The sequence below is a fragment of the Lentzea sp. NPDC005914 genome (assembly GCF_040629405.1).
Lineage (GTDB): Bacteria > Actinomycetota > Actinomycetes > Mycobacteriales > Pseudonocardiaceae > Lentzea.
On the sequence record NZ_JBEXVQ010000023.1, the window covers coordinates 91,370 to 107,909 of the forward strand.

General features: G+C 68.5%; 12 protein-coding genes. 4 read left to right on the top strand and 8 right to left on the bottom strand.

Translation table 11 applies throughout. The features are described 5' to 3' along the window. Position 1: 1 nt before the first annotated feature. Positions 2-916 (bottom strand): PHB depolymerase family esterase, encoded by a 915-nt coding sequence (locus ABZ345_RS29370; protein ID WP_359855532.1) that lies wholly within the window; start codon positions 914-916, stop codon positions 2-4. Between the two features lie 108 nt (positions 917-1,024). On the opposite strand from ABZ345_RS29370, the gene ABZ345_RS29375 reads away from it, so the two are divergent. Then, on the top strand, positions 1,025-1,861 hold the full coding sequence (locus tag ABZ345_RS29375) for a PaaX family transcriptional regulator C-terminal domain-containing protein (RefSeq protein ID WP_359855535.1): 837 nt from the start codon (positions 1,025-1,027) through the stop codon (positions 1,859-1,861). On the opposite strand, the gene ABZ345_RS29380 is transcribed toward ABZ345_RS29375, so the two are convergent. The 6 genes from ABZ345_RS29380 to ABZ345_RS29405 all read right to left on the bottom strand — a co-directional run bounded on the left by ABZ345_RS29380 (position 1,858) and on the right by ABZ345_RS29405 (position 11,636). Continuing rightward, complete coding sequence (locus ABZ345_RS29380) at positions 1,858-5,718, bottom strand: TIR domain-containing protein (RefSeq protein WP_359855538.1); 3,861 nt, start codon at positions 5,716-5,718, stop codon at positions 1,858-1,860. The two genes, ABZ345_RS29375 and ABZ345_RS29380, sit on opposite strands and share 4 nt — an antisense overlap. Positions 5,719-5,756: 38 nt before the next feature. Beyond that, positions 5,757-7,226, bottom strand: coding sequence for an APC family permease (locus ABZ345_RS29385; protein ID WP_359855541.1), 1,470 nt, complete (start codon positions 7,224-7,226; stop codon positions 5,757-5,759). Further along, entirely contained in the window at positions 7,226-8,698 is a 1,473-nt protein-coding gene (locus tag ABZ345_RS29390) for a GMC oxidoreductase (protein WP_359855544.1), read from the bottom strand. Before ABZ345_RS29390 ends, ABZ345_RS29385 begins: the two co-directional genes overlap by 1 nt. Next, positions 8,695-10,137, bottom strand: coding sequence for an aldehyde dehydrogenase family protein (locus ABZ345_RS29395; protein WP_359855547.1), 1,443 nt, complete (start codon positions 10,135-10,137; stop codon positions 8,695-8,697). Before ABZ345_RS29395 ends, ABZ345_RS29390 begins: the two co-directional genes overlap by 4 nt. A 78-nt stretch (positions 10,138-10,215) precedes the next feature. Further along, positions 10,216-11,319: an FAD-dependent oxidoreductase gene (locus ABZ345_RS29400; protein ID WP_359855549.1), complete on the bottom strand. Its 1,104-nt coding sequence runs from the start codon at positions 11,317-11,319 to the stop codon at positions 10,216-10,218. Then, positions 11,316-11,636: a bifunctional 3-phenylpropionate/cinnamic acid dioxygenase ferredoxin subunit gene (locus ABZ345_RS29405; protein ID WP_359855552.1), complete on the bottom strand. Its 321-nt coding sequence runs from the start codon at positions 11,634-11,636 to the stop codon at positions 11,316-11,318. The genes ABZ345_RS29400 and ABZ345_RS29405 overlap by 4 nt, the downstream gene beginning before the upstream one ends. Positions 11,637-11,756: 120 nt before the next feature. On the opposite strand from ABZ345_RS29405, the gene ABZ345_RS29410 reads away from it, so the two are divergent. After that, on the top strand, positions 11,757-12,530 hold the full coding sequence (locus ABZ345_RS29410; protein ID WP_359855555.1) for an IclR family transcriptional regulator: 774 nt from the start codon (positions 11,757-11,759) through the stop codon (positions 12,528-12,530). On the opposite strand, the gene ABZ345_RS29415 is transcribed toward ABZ345_RS29410, so the two are convergent. Then, positions 12,512-12,916, bottom strand: coding sequence for a hypothetical protein (locus ABZ345_RS29415; RefSeq protein ID WP_359855557.1), 405 nt, complete (start codon positions 12,914-12,916; stop codon positions 12,512-12,514). The genes ABZ345_RS29410 and ABZ345_RS29415 overlap by 19 nt on opposite strands. A gap of 120 nt (positions 12,917-13,036) precedes the next feature. On the opposite strand from ABZ345_RS29415, the gene ABZ345_RS29420 reads away from it, so the two are divergent. Both ABZ345_RS29420 and ABZ345_RS29425 read left to right on the top strand, forming a co-directional pair. Continuing rightward, on the top strand, positions 13,037-15,409 hold the full coding sequence (locus ABZ345_RS29420) for an FAD-dependent oxidoreductase (RefSeq protein ID WP_359855560.1): 2,373 nt from the start codon (positions 13,037-13,039) through the stop codon (positions 15,407-15,409). Beyond that, positions 15,406-16,518 carry an aromatic ring-hydroxylating dioxygenase subunit alpha gene (locus ABZ345_RS29425; RefSeq protein WP_359855563.1) on the top strand — a complete coding sequence of 371 codons (1,113 nt, stop codon included), beginning with the start codon at positions 15,406-15,408 and terminating at the stop codon, positions 16,516-16,518. The genes ABZ345_RS29420 and ABZ345_RS29425 overlap by 4 nt, the downstream gene beginning before the upstream one ends. The last annotated feature ends 22 nt before the right edge of the window (positions 16,519-16,540 follow it).

Here is a 16,540-nt window from a genome sequence, read left to right on the forward strand (position 1 = left end):
GTTAACGGGCGAGGCCGAAGAACTCCAGTGCCACGGCGGCCATTCCGGCTGACGGCAGGGTGTGGCCCGCGCCCTGGATGCTGTAGGCCTCGACCTTGTCGCCGTAGCGGCGGCGGTTCCAGTTGGGGCGCGGGGTGTCGGTGGACGTCGGCGTCTGGCTCAGACCGAACACGTTGGTCCACTGCTCGATCGACTCCTGCAGCAACGAGTACGGCACGAGGGTGTCGGCGGTGCCGTGCCACAGCTGGATTCGCGGCCGGGGGCCGGTGTAGCCGGGGTTGGCCTGCCGGACCGCGTCACCCCACTGCTGCGGGGTGCGGTTCATGGTTCCGTTGGTGCACTTGCTGCCGGGCGGCGGGAAGTCGGCGGCGTTGGCGAAGCAGTTGAAGGGCACGCCCATGAACGCCGCGCCCGCCTTGAACACGTCCGGGTAGAGGGCGAGCATGTGCTGGGTCATCATGCCGCCGGAGGACGACCCGGTCGCGAAGACCCGGTTCGGGTCGCCGCCGTAGCGCTGCTCGGTGTAGCTCACCATCGAGACGATCGACACCGGGTCGCTGCCGCCGCCACGGCGCTTCGCGGCGGCGGACCAGGTGTCGAAGCACTTCCCGAACCCGGCCTGCTGTTGTGCGCTCGGGTAGATGACGACGAACCCGTACTTGTTGGCGAGCGAGGCGAACTCGCTGCCCGCGTAGAAGCCGGGACCCGAGCCGCCGCAGCCGTGCATCGCGACCACGATCGCGGGATGGGCCGGGCGGACGTCCGGAACGTAGACGTGCATGCGCATCCCGCCGGGGTTGGTGCCGAAGTTGGTCACCTCCACCAGGGACGCGGCGGACGCCGGTGGCGCGAGCAGGACGCCGGCGGCGGTGATCAGAATGCTGACGAGCGTCATGAGGGTTCTGCGTGCGGTCATCGTGGACCTCCGGTCAGGGTTCCGGGGCTCCGAAGGTATTCAGATCCGTGACGGCCGTCAATCTTTTGGCGAATGACGTGGCGCGGCGTTCGACGAATAATGAGCCGGATGTCTGCAGCTGTGACTCCACCGGACGGCGGCGCGGCGGGGTCGCCCGTGCGCCCGGAAACCGCTGCGCTCGCCCTGTTCGGTGATCACGTGCTCGACCGGCGGGTGGCCGTGTCGACGGGCGGTGTCGTCGCCGCGCTCGGGCGGCTCGGCGTGAGTGAGGCCGCAGCGAGGACGGCGCTGAGCCGGATGGGTCGCCGCGGTCTGCTCCGCACGGTCCGCCAAGGGCGCCAGGCGTTCCTGGGGCTCACCGAACACGGGACGGCCGTGCTGCACGACGGGCAGCGCAAACTCGACGGAGAGGTCGTCGACCGGGACTGGGACGGGCGGTGGACGCTGCTGACGTTCTCGGTCCCGGAGAGCAGGCGCGCTGATCGGCACGCGTTGCGCACCCGCCTGGGCTGGTTCGGGTTCGGGCCGTTGCGCAGCGGCCTGTGGGTCTCGACGTCGGACGCGGACGTCTCGGCGACGCTGGCGGAGCTCGACCTGCTCGAGCACGCCGAGGTGTTCCGGGCCGAGGCGTCCCGGTGGACCGATCCCGCGCGCATCGCGGCGGAGGCCTGGGACCTGCCGGCGATCGCCGCGGGCTACGAGAACTTCCTGCGGCGCTGGGCGGACGGGGGTGTCGAGCATCTCGGCGAACTGTCCAGGCGGATCCTGCTGGGCGCGGAGTGGTTGCTGCTGATCCGGCGCGACCCGGTGCTGCCGTCCGTGCTGTTGCCGCAGGGGTGGCCCGGAACTCCGGCCGCCGCACTGTTCCACACGCTGCGGCACGAGTGGGCGCGCCAGGCGGAGGAACAGGCTGCGGACGTCCTCGAGTCCATTGTGGACCGCTAGCAGGTCTGCTCGTACGGAAGGGTTGGCGCGTAACGGCTCCACTCCTGCTCGGTGAGGCCCCCTCCGGCGCTCACGCAGGCCCAGTCGGCACCGTGTTTGCTCAACTCGTCGAGGCCGGTGAGATCCCACAGTTGCACGGTGTTGTCCTCGCTCGTGGTGGCCAGGAGGTCTCGTGACCACGTCACCGACGTGAGACCTCCCGTGTGGCCGTTGAGGTTCGCGAGGCGGCGTGGCTCGTCCCGTGCGGTGAAGTCCCACAGGATCGCCATCCGGTCACTGCTCGCGCTGGCGAGGGTGCGGCCGTCCGCGGACCACGCCAGCGAGACCACGTCGTTGATGTGGCCGATGACGGCCGCGATGACCTGCTTTTGAGTGACGTCCCAGATGAGGATGGTGTCGTCGTAGCTGCCGGTCGCGATCGTCTGACCGTCCGGGGACCACGCCACCGCGCGCACGCCCTCCTGGTGGCCGATGAGCGTGCCGACGCGGCGTGGTTCGGCGGTGACGTCCCAGAGGATGACGGTCTGGTCGTTGCTCGCGGTGGCGAGGGTGCGGCTGTCCGGCGACCACGCCACCGACCGGACCACGTCGGTGTGGTCGGTCAGCGCGGCGATCCGGCGGGGTTGCGGGCCCGTCGTGTCCCAGAGGTGCACGGTGTTGTCTTCGCTCGCGGTGGCGAGAATGCGGCCGTTCGGCGACCACGCCATCGCTCGCGCTCGCTTGCTGTGTCCGGTGAGGGTGGCGATGCGGCGCGGCTCCGCGCTCACGTCCCAGAGGGCGATGGTCAGGTCCGTGTTGGCGATGGCGAGGAACTTGCCGTCCGGGGACCATGCCAGTGCCGAGGCTTCCGGTCCGGTCAGGGTGATTCCGGTGCGGCGCGGCCGGTTTCGCTCGCTGAGGTCCCACAGGCGGATGATGTTGTCACTGGCGGCCGCGAGGGTGTGGCCGTCCGGTGCCCACGCCGCGATGCGCGCCGGGTCGGTGAGCTTGCCGAGGCGGCGGGGGCGGGTGCGCGCGGCGACGTCCCACACGATGACGCTCAGGTCGTTGCCCGCGGTGGCGAAGGAGCGGCCGTCCGGTGCCCAGGCGATCGACAGCACGTTGTTGGTGTGGCCGATGAGAGTGTTGCCGATCTGCAGTCCGGTGGCGGGGTCCCAGAGGCGGACCGTGTTGTCGTTGCTCGCGCTGGCGAGGGTGCGGCCGTCAGGGGACCAGGCGGCTGCCAAGACCTCCTCGATGTGGCCGTCGAGCCTGGTGTGGCGGCGTGTGGCGGGATCCCAGAGGTGGACGCCCCAGCCGCTGGTGGTGGCCAGGGTGCGGCCGTCGGGTGACCAGGCCGCCGACAACACGTCGGTGTCGTGGTGCAGCGGATCTCCTGCGAGGTGGGGGCTCTCCGGTTCGGTGAAGTCCCACAAGCGGACGTCGTGGTCGCGGCTCGCGCTGGCGAGGGTGCGGTCGTCGGGGGACCACGACAGCGACTCCACCGAGTCGTTGTGGCCGGTGAGCGTGCCGACGTGCCGTATGGGGTCCCGGAGGCGGATGGTGTGGTCGAAGCCCGCGGTGGCAAGGGTTTTGCCGTTGTGCGACCACGCCATCGACAGCACGCCGCCGGTGTGTCCGACGAGGCCGGCCGTGCGCTGGGGACGTTCCCGGTCGGTGAGGTCCCACAGGAGGACTTCGCTGCCACCCGCGGTCGCGAGCGTGCGGCTGTCCGGTGACCACGCCAGCGACACCTCGATGTTGGGGTGGCCGGTGAGCGTCGCCAGGCGGCGCGGTTTGTCGTCGGTCATGTCCCACAGCAGCACCGTTTTGTCGGCGCTGGCCGTGGCGAGCGTGCGGCTGTCCGGTGACCACGCGACCTGCCGCACCCACTTGGTGTGGCCGGGCAGGGAGGCGAGGACGTTCATGTCCTTGTAGGCGTTGAACAGGTTGATCTGCGTGCGTTCGTCGTCGGAGAAGTGTTGTGCGGCAACGGCGAGTCGTAGTGCAGTGCGGGGATCGCGGTCGCGGATCGCGTCGGTCTGGGTGATCAGGGCGTTCACGGTGGCCAGGCGTTGCTCGCGCAGGGCGTTCTGCTGGCCGTAGATCGCGAGCCCGGCCGCGATCAGGGCCAGGACGAGCAGACCCGTCAGCACGCTGACGAGCCGGGTGCGGAGGCGGCGTTCCCGGCGCCGGCTCGCGTCGAGGAACTCGCGGCCTTCCTCGCCGAGGTCGTGCGCGCCGATGTCGGCCGTCGCCCTGGCCAGTTGGGGGCCGCTCCACAGGTGCAACGGCGCGTTGCCGGATTCGCGCCACTCCCTGGCCGCGCGTTCGATCTGTGGACGCGCCTTCAACGCCGCACCGGCCTCCGCGATGGCGTCGGCCAATGGTGGCCACGAGGTCAGGAACGCTTCGTGCGCAACGGTGATCGTGGCGGCGCCCTGATGGGTGTCGGTGACGAGCAATCGGCGGGCGACGAACTCGTCCAGCGCGGCGCGGTGGTGGTCGGGCAGGTCGTCCGCGGCGACCCGCCAGCGGGCCGGGAGGCCGTGCTCGTCCACGGTGACCAGGCGCACCAGGCCCGCGATCACCTCGTCGGGCCGGCGGCCGGTCCGTTCGACGGCGGCGGCGAGCGCCCGGTCCGCCTGGCCCGCCAGCGCCCCGGCGACCCCGCCGAGCCGGTCGTACCGCTCGGCCGACAACTGCCCGCCCCTGCCCACGCCCTCGGCCAGTTGCTGCAGGGTGAAGGCCAGCAGGGGCAACGCTTCGCCGTTGTCGGTGTCGGCCACCAGCCGGTCCACCAGCTCGGCGTCGATCTCGAGACCGGCGAGCCGGGCGGGTTGCTCGATCACCGCGGGCAGGGTTCGCCTGCGCAGCACCCGTACCTCGACCAGCTTGCGGGGCAGCGCGTCCAGGGCCTCGTCGGCCTGCACCGCGGCGAGGAACTCCGGGCGCAGGGTGGCCACGATCGACACCCGTCCACGCAGTCCTTCCGCGAGCAGGCGCGCGAACCGTTGGCGTGCTTCGGTTCCGGTCTGCGTCACGAGTTCCTCGAACTGGTCCACCACGAGCAGCAGCCGGTCTCGTCGCCCTGGAGCGGCGGCCAGCAGCTCGTCGGCGACACTCGCCAGGCCGCAGTCGGTCGCGAGGGTGGCGCGCACCTCGGCGACCGTCCACTCCGGACCGAGCTCGCGAGCCCGCTGGGTGAGCACCAGGGCCAGTTCGGCCACCACGCGTTCGCCGGGGACCACCGGCCGCACCGTCAGCCAGCCCGGTTCGGCCGCCACCGCGGGAACCAGGCCGGCGCGGACCAGTGACGACTTGCCGCAGCCGGAAGGGCCGACCAGCAGCAGCATCTCCTTCGAGGACGCCACCAGTGCGGACAGTTCGCGGATCTCCTGGTCACGCCCGCGGAACGCCTGCCGCCACCTCGCGTCGAAGGCACGCAGTCCCGGGAAGGGGCTCAGTCCGTCCGCCCAGCCGACGCCGCCGCACGCGTCGACCTCGCGCAACCTCGCCGCCAGCCGGGCCGGTCCGTCCTCGGCGGTGAAGTCGATGTGCTGGACGGCGTCCAGCAGCCGGTGCGTGACGCCGCGCTGCAGGAGCAGCGGCACGACCAGTTGACCCAGGGTCTGCGCGGTGAAGATCTCCGCGAAGCACCACCGCGACTCGACATAGGTGGCGGTCATCAGGCACACCGTCACGTCGGCTTGCCGCAGCTGGGCGTGCAGACCCGCTTCCCACGCCTGACCCGGTCTGATCCCGGCCTGCGGATCGTGGTCGAGGAACACGTCGTGTCCCTCGACCACCAGCATCCGGCGCACATCCGCCGCGAGGTGTTCGTCCGCCACGGAATAGCTGAGAAAGACTCTGGCCATCGGCGAGCACAAGCAGCGCTCTCGCCGGACCCGCCGATTTACACCCGTTCGGGTCGGAACGAGCTGACGGCATCTCCGGCCGGAGCGTCGGAGTTGCCGAACGGCTTGGCGATCGCCATGTAGACGAGGCCGATGCCGACCACGAGAGCACCGCTCAGGATCACGACGTAGTTGTCGTACCAGGGTCCGTCCGGAGTGCGCGGCCACACCATGTTGATCATCGCCGCGACGCCGTACGCGAGCGCCAGGACGTTGATGACCAGGCCCCAGCGGCCGAGGGTGAACTCGCCTGACGGCGTCCACCCCTTGAGGCGGGCCCGCAGCGCGGCGAACACGACCATCTGGAAGCCCAGGTAGATGCCGAGCGTCGCGAACGACACGATCTTGTCCAGCGCGTTCGTGGACAGCATCGACGCGAACACGATGATCACCGGGATCAGGCCGGCGAGTGCGAGCGCGTACGGCGGGATGTGCCGCTTCTGGTTGAACTTCGCGAGTGCCTTGTGCCCGAACAGCATCTTGTCGCGGGCGTAGGAGTAGGTCAGCCGGGACGCCGCCGCCTGCAGGGACATCGTGCAGGACAGGAACGAGATCAGCACGACCGCGATCACGATCTTGTACCCGACCGGGCCGAACGCATTGGTCAAGATGTTCGTGACGGGGTCGGCGTTCTCGCCGCTGATGACCTTGCCGAAGTCCGGTACCGCGAGCAGCAGCGACAGGCACGCGAACGTGGCCGCCGCGCCGCCGATGTAGATGGTGCGGCGCATGGCCTTCGGGATGACCTTGCCGGGGTCCTTGACCTCTTCCGCGGTGTCACCGCAGGCCTCGAAGCCGTAGTACTGGTAGAGGCCGATGATGCCCGCCGCGAAGAACGCGGGCAGGTAGCTGCCCGATCCGCCGGCGCCGAAGCTGTCGAACAGCACTCCGAGGCCGTGCAGCCGGTGGTTGACCAGCAGCCAGATGCCGACCGCGAGCGCGCCGACGATCTCCGCGGCGAACCCGAAGATGGCGGCCCAGCTGAGAACCTTCGTGCCCGCGTAGTTGATCAGCGTGGAGACCACGATGATCGCGATCGCGCACAGCACGGTGTTCCCGACGGTGGCGGTGTAACCGAGAAGTGTTGCCAGGTAAGGGCCCGCGCCGTAGCTGACGGACGCGATGGTGACCAGCAGGGCGATCATGTAGACCCAGCCGGTCATCCACGCCCAGCGCTTTCCCCACAGGCGGCGCGCCCAGGGGTACACGCCGCCCGCGACCGGGTACTGCGCCACGAGCTCACCGAAGATCAGCGCGACCAGGAACTGGCCCACACCCGCGACGACGAAGCTCCAGATCATCGGCGGACCGCCCAGGGCGAGGGCGGTGCCGAACAACGTGTACGTGCTGACCACGGGGGAGAGGTAGGTGAAGCCGAGCGAGAAGTTCGCCCAGGGACTCATGTCCCGCTTGAACTCCGACGTGTACCCGAGGTCCTTCAGCCGATCTTCGGCGGTGAGAGCCGTCACTACGCCTCCTTGATCAGGTCGGCGGCGCGCTCTCCAATCATGAGAACCGTGACCATCGGGTTCACGGTCGGCATGGTGGGAAAAACGGACGCGTCGACAACTCGCAGGCCCTCGAGACCGATGACCTTCAGTTCACCGTCCACAACGGACCCGATGGCGCACGTGCCGGCCGGGTGGTAGACGGTGTGGGCGGCCTTGCGGCCGTACTCGGACAGAGCCTCGTCGCTCGTGACGTCCGGGCCGGGCGCGATCTCCCGCTTGAGCCACGACTTCAGCGGTTCCTGCTCGGCGATCTTGCGCGCGATCTTGAAGCCGTCGACCAGGGTCTGCTCGTCGTAGCCGTCGGGGTTCGTGAAGTACCCGAAGTCCAGGGCGGGCTTCTCGGTGGGGTCGCTGGACTTCAGCCACAGCTTGCCCTTGCTGTGCGGCCTGGGGATGTTCGGCGTCATGCAGACCCCGTGCTCCACCTTCGGGTAGCCGAGGCGTTCCGTGTTGGTGGTGAACGGGATTTGGTAGAAGTGGAACATCAGGTCCGGGCGCGGATCCGACTCGTCGCGGCGGATGAACAGGCCCGCGTCGGAGTCCATCACCGAGTTCTCCGGCAGCGGTTTCGTGGTCTCCCAGACGATGACCGACTCCGGGTGGTCGAGCAGGTTCTCGCCGACGCCGGGCAGGTCGTGCCTGACCTCGATGCCGATGCTGCTCAGGTGCTCGGCGTCGCCCACACCGGACAGGTTGAGCAGGCGGGGCGTGTCGATCGCGCCCGCGCAGAGCAGAACCTCTTTGGTGGCCTCGATGTAACCCTTGTCGGTGTGCACGCCGATCGCGCGCTTGCCGTCGAACTCGATCCTGCCGGCCCAGGTGTCGAGCAGCAGGGTCAGGTTCTTGCGGGTGTCGAGGATCGGGTGCAGGTACGCCGTCGAGGCCGACGAGCGCTGGTTGTTCTTCTCCGGGTGGTAGGCGATGGAGAAGAAGCCGGCGCCGTCCTCGAACGGCTTGGCGTTGAAGTCGTTGATCTCCGGGACGTTCACGGCCTGTTGCGCGGCGCTGACGAAGTCCTTGGCGATCGGGTTCCGGTCCTTCTCCTCGACCGGGATGATGTTGAGCTGGACCTTGTCGTAGTACGGGCCCAGCGCGTCCCACGTCCAGCCGTGGCCCCAGTCGTCGAAGTCCTGGGGCAGCGGGTTGAAGCAGATCAGCGTGTTGTGGCTGGAACATCCGCCGAGGACCTTCGCGCGGCTGTGCCGGATGTGCGAGTTGCCGCGCGGCTGCTCGACCGTGGGGTAGTCGTAGTCGTACTCGGTCTCGAGCAGGTTGATCCAGTTGCGCAGGTTCAGGATCTTCTCGTCGCCGACGTCGGACGGCCCGCCCTCGATGACCGCGACCGTGACGTTCTCGTCTTCGGTGAGTCTCGCGGCGAGCACGCAGCCCGCCGTTCCGCCGCCGACGATCACGTAGTCATATGCGGTCACTGGGCGGAATCCTTTCGCGCGAACCAGTTCTGGGCAGCTGGCTTGAGGTTCTGGTAGACGTGCTTGGGCTCGGTGTACTCGTGCAGGCCCGCGGTGCCGAGCTCACGGCCGACACCGCTGCGCTTGAAGCCGCCCCACTCGGCCTGCGGCAGGTACGGGCCGAACTCGTTGATCCAGACCGTGCCGTGGCGGAGCTTCTTCGCGACGCGCTGGGCCTTGTCGAGGTCCTGGCTCCAGACACCGCCGGCGAGGCCGTACTCCGTGTCGTTGCCGAGGTAGATGGCCTCTTCCTCGGTCTCGAAGCGCTCGGCGGTGATGATCGGGCCGAACGTCTCGTCCTGGACGAGCCTCATGTCCCTGGTGCAGTCCGCGTAGACCGTGGGGCGGAAGAAGAAACCGTTCTGCAGCTCGGGGTCATCCGGCCTGCGGCCGCCAGCCTTGAGGGTGGCGCCCTCCTGCTTCGCGAGCTCGACGTAGCTCTCGACCTTGGCCCGGTGCTCGGCGCTGACGAGTGGCCCGGACTCGGTGTCCTCGTCGAAACCGTTGCCCAGCTTGATCCTGTCGGCCCGGCGCGCGACCTCGTCGACGAAGTCGTCGTAGATGCTGCTGTGCACGATGAGCCTCGTGCCGGACGAGCAGACCTGGCCGGCGTGGAAGAACGCCGCGGTGAGCGCGTAGTCGACGGCGGTGTCGATGTCCGCGTCCGCGAAGACGATGTTCGGGTTCTTGCCGCCGAGCTCGAGGGCGACCTTCTTCACGGTCTTCGCCGCGGACGCCATGATCCGCTGACCGGTGGCGAGGCTGCCGGTGAACGAGACGAGGTCGACGTCCGGGTGCTCCGACAGAGGTGCGCCGACTTCGGGGCCGGTGCCGAGGACGAGGTTCGCGACGCCGTCGGGCAGTCCGGCTTCCTGCAACAGCTCGAACAGCTTGATGGTGGTGAGCGGCGTGATCTCGCTGGGCTTCGCCACGAGCGTGTTGCCGGCGAGCAGCGCAGGCGCGATCTTCCAGGAGATCTGCAGCAGCGGATAGTTCCAGGGCGCGATCAGGCCGCACACGCCGACCGGTTCGTAGTCGATGCGGCTGATGACGTCCGCCGGGGCACCCTGGACGACCTTCGGGTGCAGCAGGCCGGCGAGGTTGCCGTAGTAGCGGAACACGGCACAGACGTCGTCCACGTCGATGCGGCTCTCGACCAGCGTCTTGCCGGTGTCGAGCGTCTCGGTGCGGGCGATGTCCTCCTTGTCGCGCTCCAGCAGGTCCGCCACCCGGTTCAGCACGGCGGCGCGGTGCTCGGGGCTCGCGTGCTGCCAGTCGCCGTGGTCGAAGGCGTTTCTGGCCTTCGCGATCGCTGAGATCGCCTGTTCGCGGGTTTGGTCCTCGACCTCGGTGAGAACACTCTGGTCGAAGGGGTTGATGATCTGCCGCACCGGCGACACGCCTCCCTGTTCGTATGTCCACGTAGGACATTGGGGTATAGCCGGCCGCCGGTGTCGGTCAAACCGTGACGACCGTCTCTACCTCAAGTTCCTGCGCAGTCGGGTGAAAAGCCGAGCGTTGCTCATGGCCACGATGCCGACGACGTCTTCCGGGTTGCCGCCGTCTCGATAGGTCGCCACGAACTTCCGGTCCTCAATGGACCCATCTTCGACGCGAACGTCGTTCGTCGCCCGTCCGATGAACTGGATCCGCACGCCGTACTGGTCGGACCAGACATAACCGCCGTTGGTGTGCGTCGCGATCGTCTCGCCCGCGAGCAAGTTGCGGGTGGCGACTTGCGCCTGCTCGGTCGCGGACGTCCAGTGCTCCGCGCGGTGGCCCGCGCAGTTCGCGACGTCGCCGACGGCCACGACGTTCTTCAGGTTCGTCACGCCGCCCGCGTCGCACACGACGCCGTTGTCGACCTTGACGGGTCCGCCGGCGAGCCAGTCGGTGGCCGGGCGAGTGCCGATGCCCGCGACGACGACGTCGGCGTTGATGTGCCGCCCGTCCGCGAGGTTGATTCCGCCGTCAATGTTGACTGAGTCAACGTTGATTCCTGTAATCAACGTTGATCCGTGGTCGGCGTGCAGCTGTCCGCATGCGGCACCCATCTCGGCACCCAGCACACGCGTGAGCGGCGTTGGGAGCGCCTCGATGACCGTGACGTCCTTGCCCAGAGCGCGCGCACTCGACGCGATCTCCGCGCCGATGAACCCGGCCCCGATGACTCCGACGTGCTGCGCGTTGTTGATGGCGTCGCGGAGCTTGATGGCGTCGTCGAGGGAGCGCAGGACGTGTGTGTTGGAGATTGTCCGCGGTATACCGCCCGTCGCGATGACGAAGCCGTCGGCCTCGACCGTGGTGCCGTCGCTGAGCGCGACCTCCTGGGCGGAGAGCAGTCCGGTGGCCTGGACGCCGAGCCTCCAGTCGGCCTCGAGCGCGTCGAGATCCTCCTGGTCGGCGAGAGGTACCGCCTCGACCTTGCCGAGGAGGAAGTCCTTCGAGAGAGGAGGTCGGTCGTACGGGAGATGCACCTCATCGCCGACGATGACGAGCCGTCCGTCGAACCCCTGCTGGCGCAGTGCCTGCGCCGACCTCAAGCCGGCGAGCGAAGCGCCGATGATCGCGATCGTCCTCACGCCACGTCCTTGTTCACCTCGACATCGACATAGACCACTCCATCCTCCACAAAGACGGGGTAGGTCTTCACCGGTCTTTTGGCGGGCAGGCAACTCGGCTCGCCGGTGCGAAGGTCGAAGCTCGCCGCGTGCAGCGGGCATTCGACGAAACAGCCCTCCAGCCACCCCTCGCTGAGGGAGGCTTCCTGGTGAGTGCACGTATCGTCGACGGCATACAGAATCCCGTCGGCGTTGAACACCGCGATCGGGGCAGGAGGGCCGACGATGCGCACCGCCTCTCCCGGGGGCAGGTCCATGAGAGCGCAGGCGCGGATCATCGTCGGCCTCCGTTGCGTGACGCGACACACGTTCCGAATGACGCAACACAATGTGCGGCTCTTCCGACGCGCCGTCAAGAGGTCGAGCGGGTTGTTTTGCCTGCCGGTTACTGTTGCGCGATGAGCAACTCCGACTCGGCAGCTCAGGTGCAGTCCGTCGACAGAGCCATCAGCGTGCTCGAACTACTGGCCCAGGGCGAGGCCGGTATCACCGAAATCGCAGGTGAGCTGGGTGTGCACAAGTCCACGGTGTCCAGACTCGTGTCCGTCCTGGAGGCCCGCGGCCTGGTCGAGCAGCTCGGCGAAAGAGGCAAATACGCCATCGGCTTCGGGGTTGTGAGATTGGCCGGCGCGGCGACCGGTCGCATGGACCTGACCAAGCTCGGGCAGCCCGTGTGCCAGACGCTCGCCGACTCCTTCGGCGAGACCGTGAACATCGCCGTGCACGACGCCGGCGTCGCCATCAACATCACCCAGGCCCGCGGCTCCGCGGCCGTGTCGGCCGTGAACTGGATCGGCCAGCGCACGCCGCTGCACGCCACCTCGTCCGGCAAGGTCCTGCTCGCGTACCTGCCCCTCGACGAACGCCGTCGCCTGGCGTCGCTCCCGCTCGACTCGTACACCGAGAACACCGTCGTGGAGGCTTCGCGACTGCTGTCCGAACTGGAGGAGGTCGCGAAGCAGGGGTTCGCGGCCTGCTTCGAGGAGCTGGAGCTGGGGCTGCACGCGGTCGCCGTCCCGGTGCGCGGGCATCGGGGTGAGGTCGTGGCCGCGATGAGCGCTTCCGGGCCGTCGTATCGGCTGTCGCGGCAGCGGGTCGAGGAGATCGTGCCGGCGATGGTGTCGGCGGCCGGGGATCTGTCCGCGCAGCTCGGCTACTTCGCGTCGGACTGATCCCACCGCGGGACCTGGGCCCAGTCGTCCAGGTCCGGCCAGGAGGATCTCAGGCGGTCGGCGAGCGTGCCGGCGAACGCCACCGACGACTCGTGCGAGGCGTAGGCGATCGCTTTGCGGAACAGCTCGCGTTCCGCCGCGGTCGCCTCCGCCTCGATCGTGCCCGTGGTGGCTGTGAAGATCGGCTGCGCCGTCGTGGCAGCGGTGGCGAGGACGGCGGCGAGCCGCTCCGGTGGCGGCAGGTCGTCGGGGTCGAGTCGTTCGACTTCGCTCAGCATCGCGTCTGCCACGTGGTACCGCGGGTAGATCAGCTTCTCCTCGTCGGTGTGGCCACCGATGCCGCGCCGGGGGATTCTGCTGGACGATTGCGGGGCCAACCTCCTCATTTGCCCGGTTTCACGGACCGTCGAACGCCGGTTGCTCGAACGGCGGTATTGACAGCCGGACGCACTGGCCGCAACTTGTTGCAGATAGCGGAACAGCAACGGCGGCGAAGGGGTGTCCTGATGCCTGGTGAAGTGCCTCGCGTGGTGCTCGTGGGAGCGGGGATCGTCGGGTGCGCGCTGGCCGACGAGCTCACCGCACGGGGCTTCACCGACGTCACGGTTCTGGACCAGGCGCAGGGGTTCGCCGCCGGCGGGTCGAGCAGCCACGCGCCGGGGCTGGTGTTCCAGACGAACTCGTGCCGGAGCATGACCGCCTTCGCCCGGTACACGGTCGAGAAGTACACGGCCCTGGGCTGCTTCGACCAGATCGGTGGTCTGGAGATCGCCACCACCGAGGCGCGCCTGGCCGACCTGTCGCGACGGCAGGGCTGGGCCACGTCGTGGGGCGTGGAGAGCCGGGTCGTCGGGCCGGACGAGGTGGCGCGGCTGCACCCGTTGCTGGACCGGGAGCAGATCCTCGGCGGGTTCCTGATTCCGAGCGACGGGCTCGCGAAGCCCGTGCTGGCGGCGGAGATCCAGGCGTCCCGAGCGGTCGAGAGGGGCGCTCGGTTCGAGTTCGGGCAGAAGGTCGTCGCCGTGGAGACGGCCGGCGATCGGGTCACCGGGGTGCGGACCGAGACCGGCACGTTCGCGGCCGACGTCGTGGTGTCGTGCGCCGGGATGTGGGGGCCGCTGCTGGGAGAGATGGTCGGGCTGACCATTCCGCTGGTGCCGATGGCGCACCAGTACGCGTTCACGGGCGACCTGGCCGGCGTCAGTGCGGAAGCGCTTGCGCGGCAACCGATTCTGCGGCATCAGGAAGCGGACCTGTACTTCCGGTCGCACGGGCGGGCGCTGGGCATCGGGGCTTACGGGCATCGGCCCATGCCGATCGCGGCCCGCGACATCACCGGGTCGGAACTGCCGTTCACCAAGGAGGACTTCGAGGCGTCGTGGGAGTCGGCCGTCGAGCTGTTCCCGGCGCTGGCCGAGGCCGGGGTGGATCGCGGGTTCAACGGGCTGTTCTCGTTCACCAGTGACGGGATGCCGTTGCTGGGCGAGCATCCCGGGCTGAACGGGTTCTGGGTCGCGGAGGCCGTGTGGATCACGCACTCCGCGGGTGTGGCCAAGGCGATGGCGGAGTGGATCGTCCACGGGCGGCCGGAGCTGGACCTGCATTCCAGCGACCTCAACCGGTTCGAGCAGGTGCAGCTGGCGCCGGACTACGTGCTGGAGCGGAGCTGCCAGAACTTCGTCGAGGTGTACGACCTGTTGCATCCGTTGCAGCCCATGGAGAGTCCGCGGCCGATCCGCACGAGTCCGTTCTACAGCAGGCAGAAGGAGCTCGGGGCGTTCTTCCTGGAGGCGTCCGGGTGGGAGCGGCCGCACTGGTACGAGGCCAACGCGAACCTGCCCGAGGTCGCCGAGGTGCCGGGACGGGGTGACTGGGCGAGCCGGTACTGGTCACCGATCTGCGGCGCCGAGGCCTTGGTGACGCGCAGGCGCGTGGCGATGTTCGACATGACGCCGTTGAAGCGGCTGGAGGTCAGCGGGGCGGGAGCGCTGGAGTTCTTGCAGCGCATGACGACCAACAACCTCAACCGCAAGCCCGGCGCGGTGGTCTACACGTTGCTGCTGGACGAGACGGGTGGCGTCCGGAGCGACCTCACGATCACGCGGCTCGACTTCGACACCTTCCAGGTCGGCGCGAACGGCAACCTCGACCTCGCGTGGCTCACCAAGCACGCGCCTTCCGACGTCTACATCCGGGACATCACGGCCGGGACGTGCTGCATCGGGCTGTGGGGGCCGCACGCACGTGACCTCGTGGAGCGGATCCCGCACACGCTGGACACGCAGAAGGGTTACTTCACGGCGCAGAAGGCGTTCATCAAGAACGTTCCGGTGACGGCGCTGCGACTGTCCTATGTGGGCGAACTCGGCTGGGAGCTCTACACCACCGCGGACCTCGGCCCGAAGCTGTGGGACACGCTGTGGGAGGCCGGGCAGGAGTTCGGGGTCATCGCGGCCGGGCGCGGGGCGTTCAACAGCCTGCGGCTGGAGAAGGGCTATCGGTCGTGGGGCACGGACATGACCGACGAGCACGACCCGTTCGAGGCGGGGCTGGGGTTCGCGGTCCGCAAGGACAAGGACTTCCTGGGCAAGGAGGCGCTGGAGGCCAGGAAGTCGTCCAGGAAACTCACCTGCCTCACGATTGCTGATCCGCAGAGCGTTGTCATGGGCAGTGAACCCGTTTTCCACCAGGGCAAGCCGGTCGGGTACGTCACGAGCGCCGCGTACGGGTACACGACCGGGCTGAACATCGCGTACGCGTGGCTGCCCGGTGACGTCGACGAGGTGGAGATCGAGTACTTCGGCGAACGCGTGAAAGCCCGCCCGGCGCAGGAGCCGTTGTTCGACCCTGAGATGAAGCGTCTGAGAGGCGGAGCATGACCGGCAGCCTGATCTCCACCCTGCAGGGCCGCTACTACACCGACCCGCAGATCTTCGCCCAGGAGCAGGCGAACATCTTCGAGCAGATGTGGTTCTGCGCGGTCCGCTCGAGCGACCTCGCGAACCCCGGCGACTTCCGCACCGTGCAGGTGGGGCGGGAGAGCGTGCTGATCGCGCGGGACCGCCACGGTGCCCTCAACGCGTTCCTCAACGTCTGCCGGCACCGCGGCGCGCGCATCTGCCTCGACGAGGCGGGCAGCGTCAAGCGGGCGTTCCAGTGCCCGTACCACGCGTGGACCTACGCGTTGGACGGCAAGCTGATCGCCGCGCCGAACCTCACGTCGATGCCGGACATCGACCGCGTCGAGTACGGCCTGACGAAAGTGCATCTGCGCGAGTGGCTCGGCTACGCCTGGGTGAACCTCGCCGACGACCCGCCCAGCTTCGAGGACGACGTCCTGAGCGCCGTGACGGAACGCCTCGGCTCGCTGGAGGGCATCGACGGGTACGAGATCGACCAGTTGTCCGTGGGCAAACGAATCGTCTACGACGTCAAGGCCAACTGGAAGCTGATCATCGAGAACTTCATGGAGTGCTACCACTGCGCGACGATCCACCCCGAGCTCACCGAGGTGCTGCCCGAGTTCGCCGACGGCTACGCGGCGCAGTACTACGTCGGGCACGGCGCGGAGTTCGGTGACGAGATCAAGGGGTTCACCGTCGACGGCAGCGAGGGCTTCGGAAAACTTGCCGCCCTCGAGGAAGAACGCGACCGGAAGTACTACGCCATCACCATCAAGCCGCAGGTTTTCATCAACCTCGTGCCGGACCACGTCATCCTGCACCGCATGTACCCGATGGCGGCCGACCGCACGGTCGTCGAGTGCGATTGGTTGTATGCAAAGGAAGTGGTCAACACCGGGCGTGATGTCTCTCGCTCGGTCGAGCTGTTCCACCGGGTGAACGAGCAGGACTTCGAAGCCTGCGAGCGTTGTCAGCCCGCGATGGCGTCGCGTGCCTACGCACATGGCGGAGTGCTGGTGCCCTCGGAGCACCACATCGGCGGTTTCCACGAGTGGCTGGTCCAGAAACTCGAATCAGCCGACTAGGGGATCGACGCGTCACCCGTGC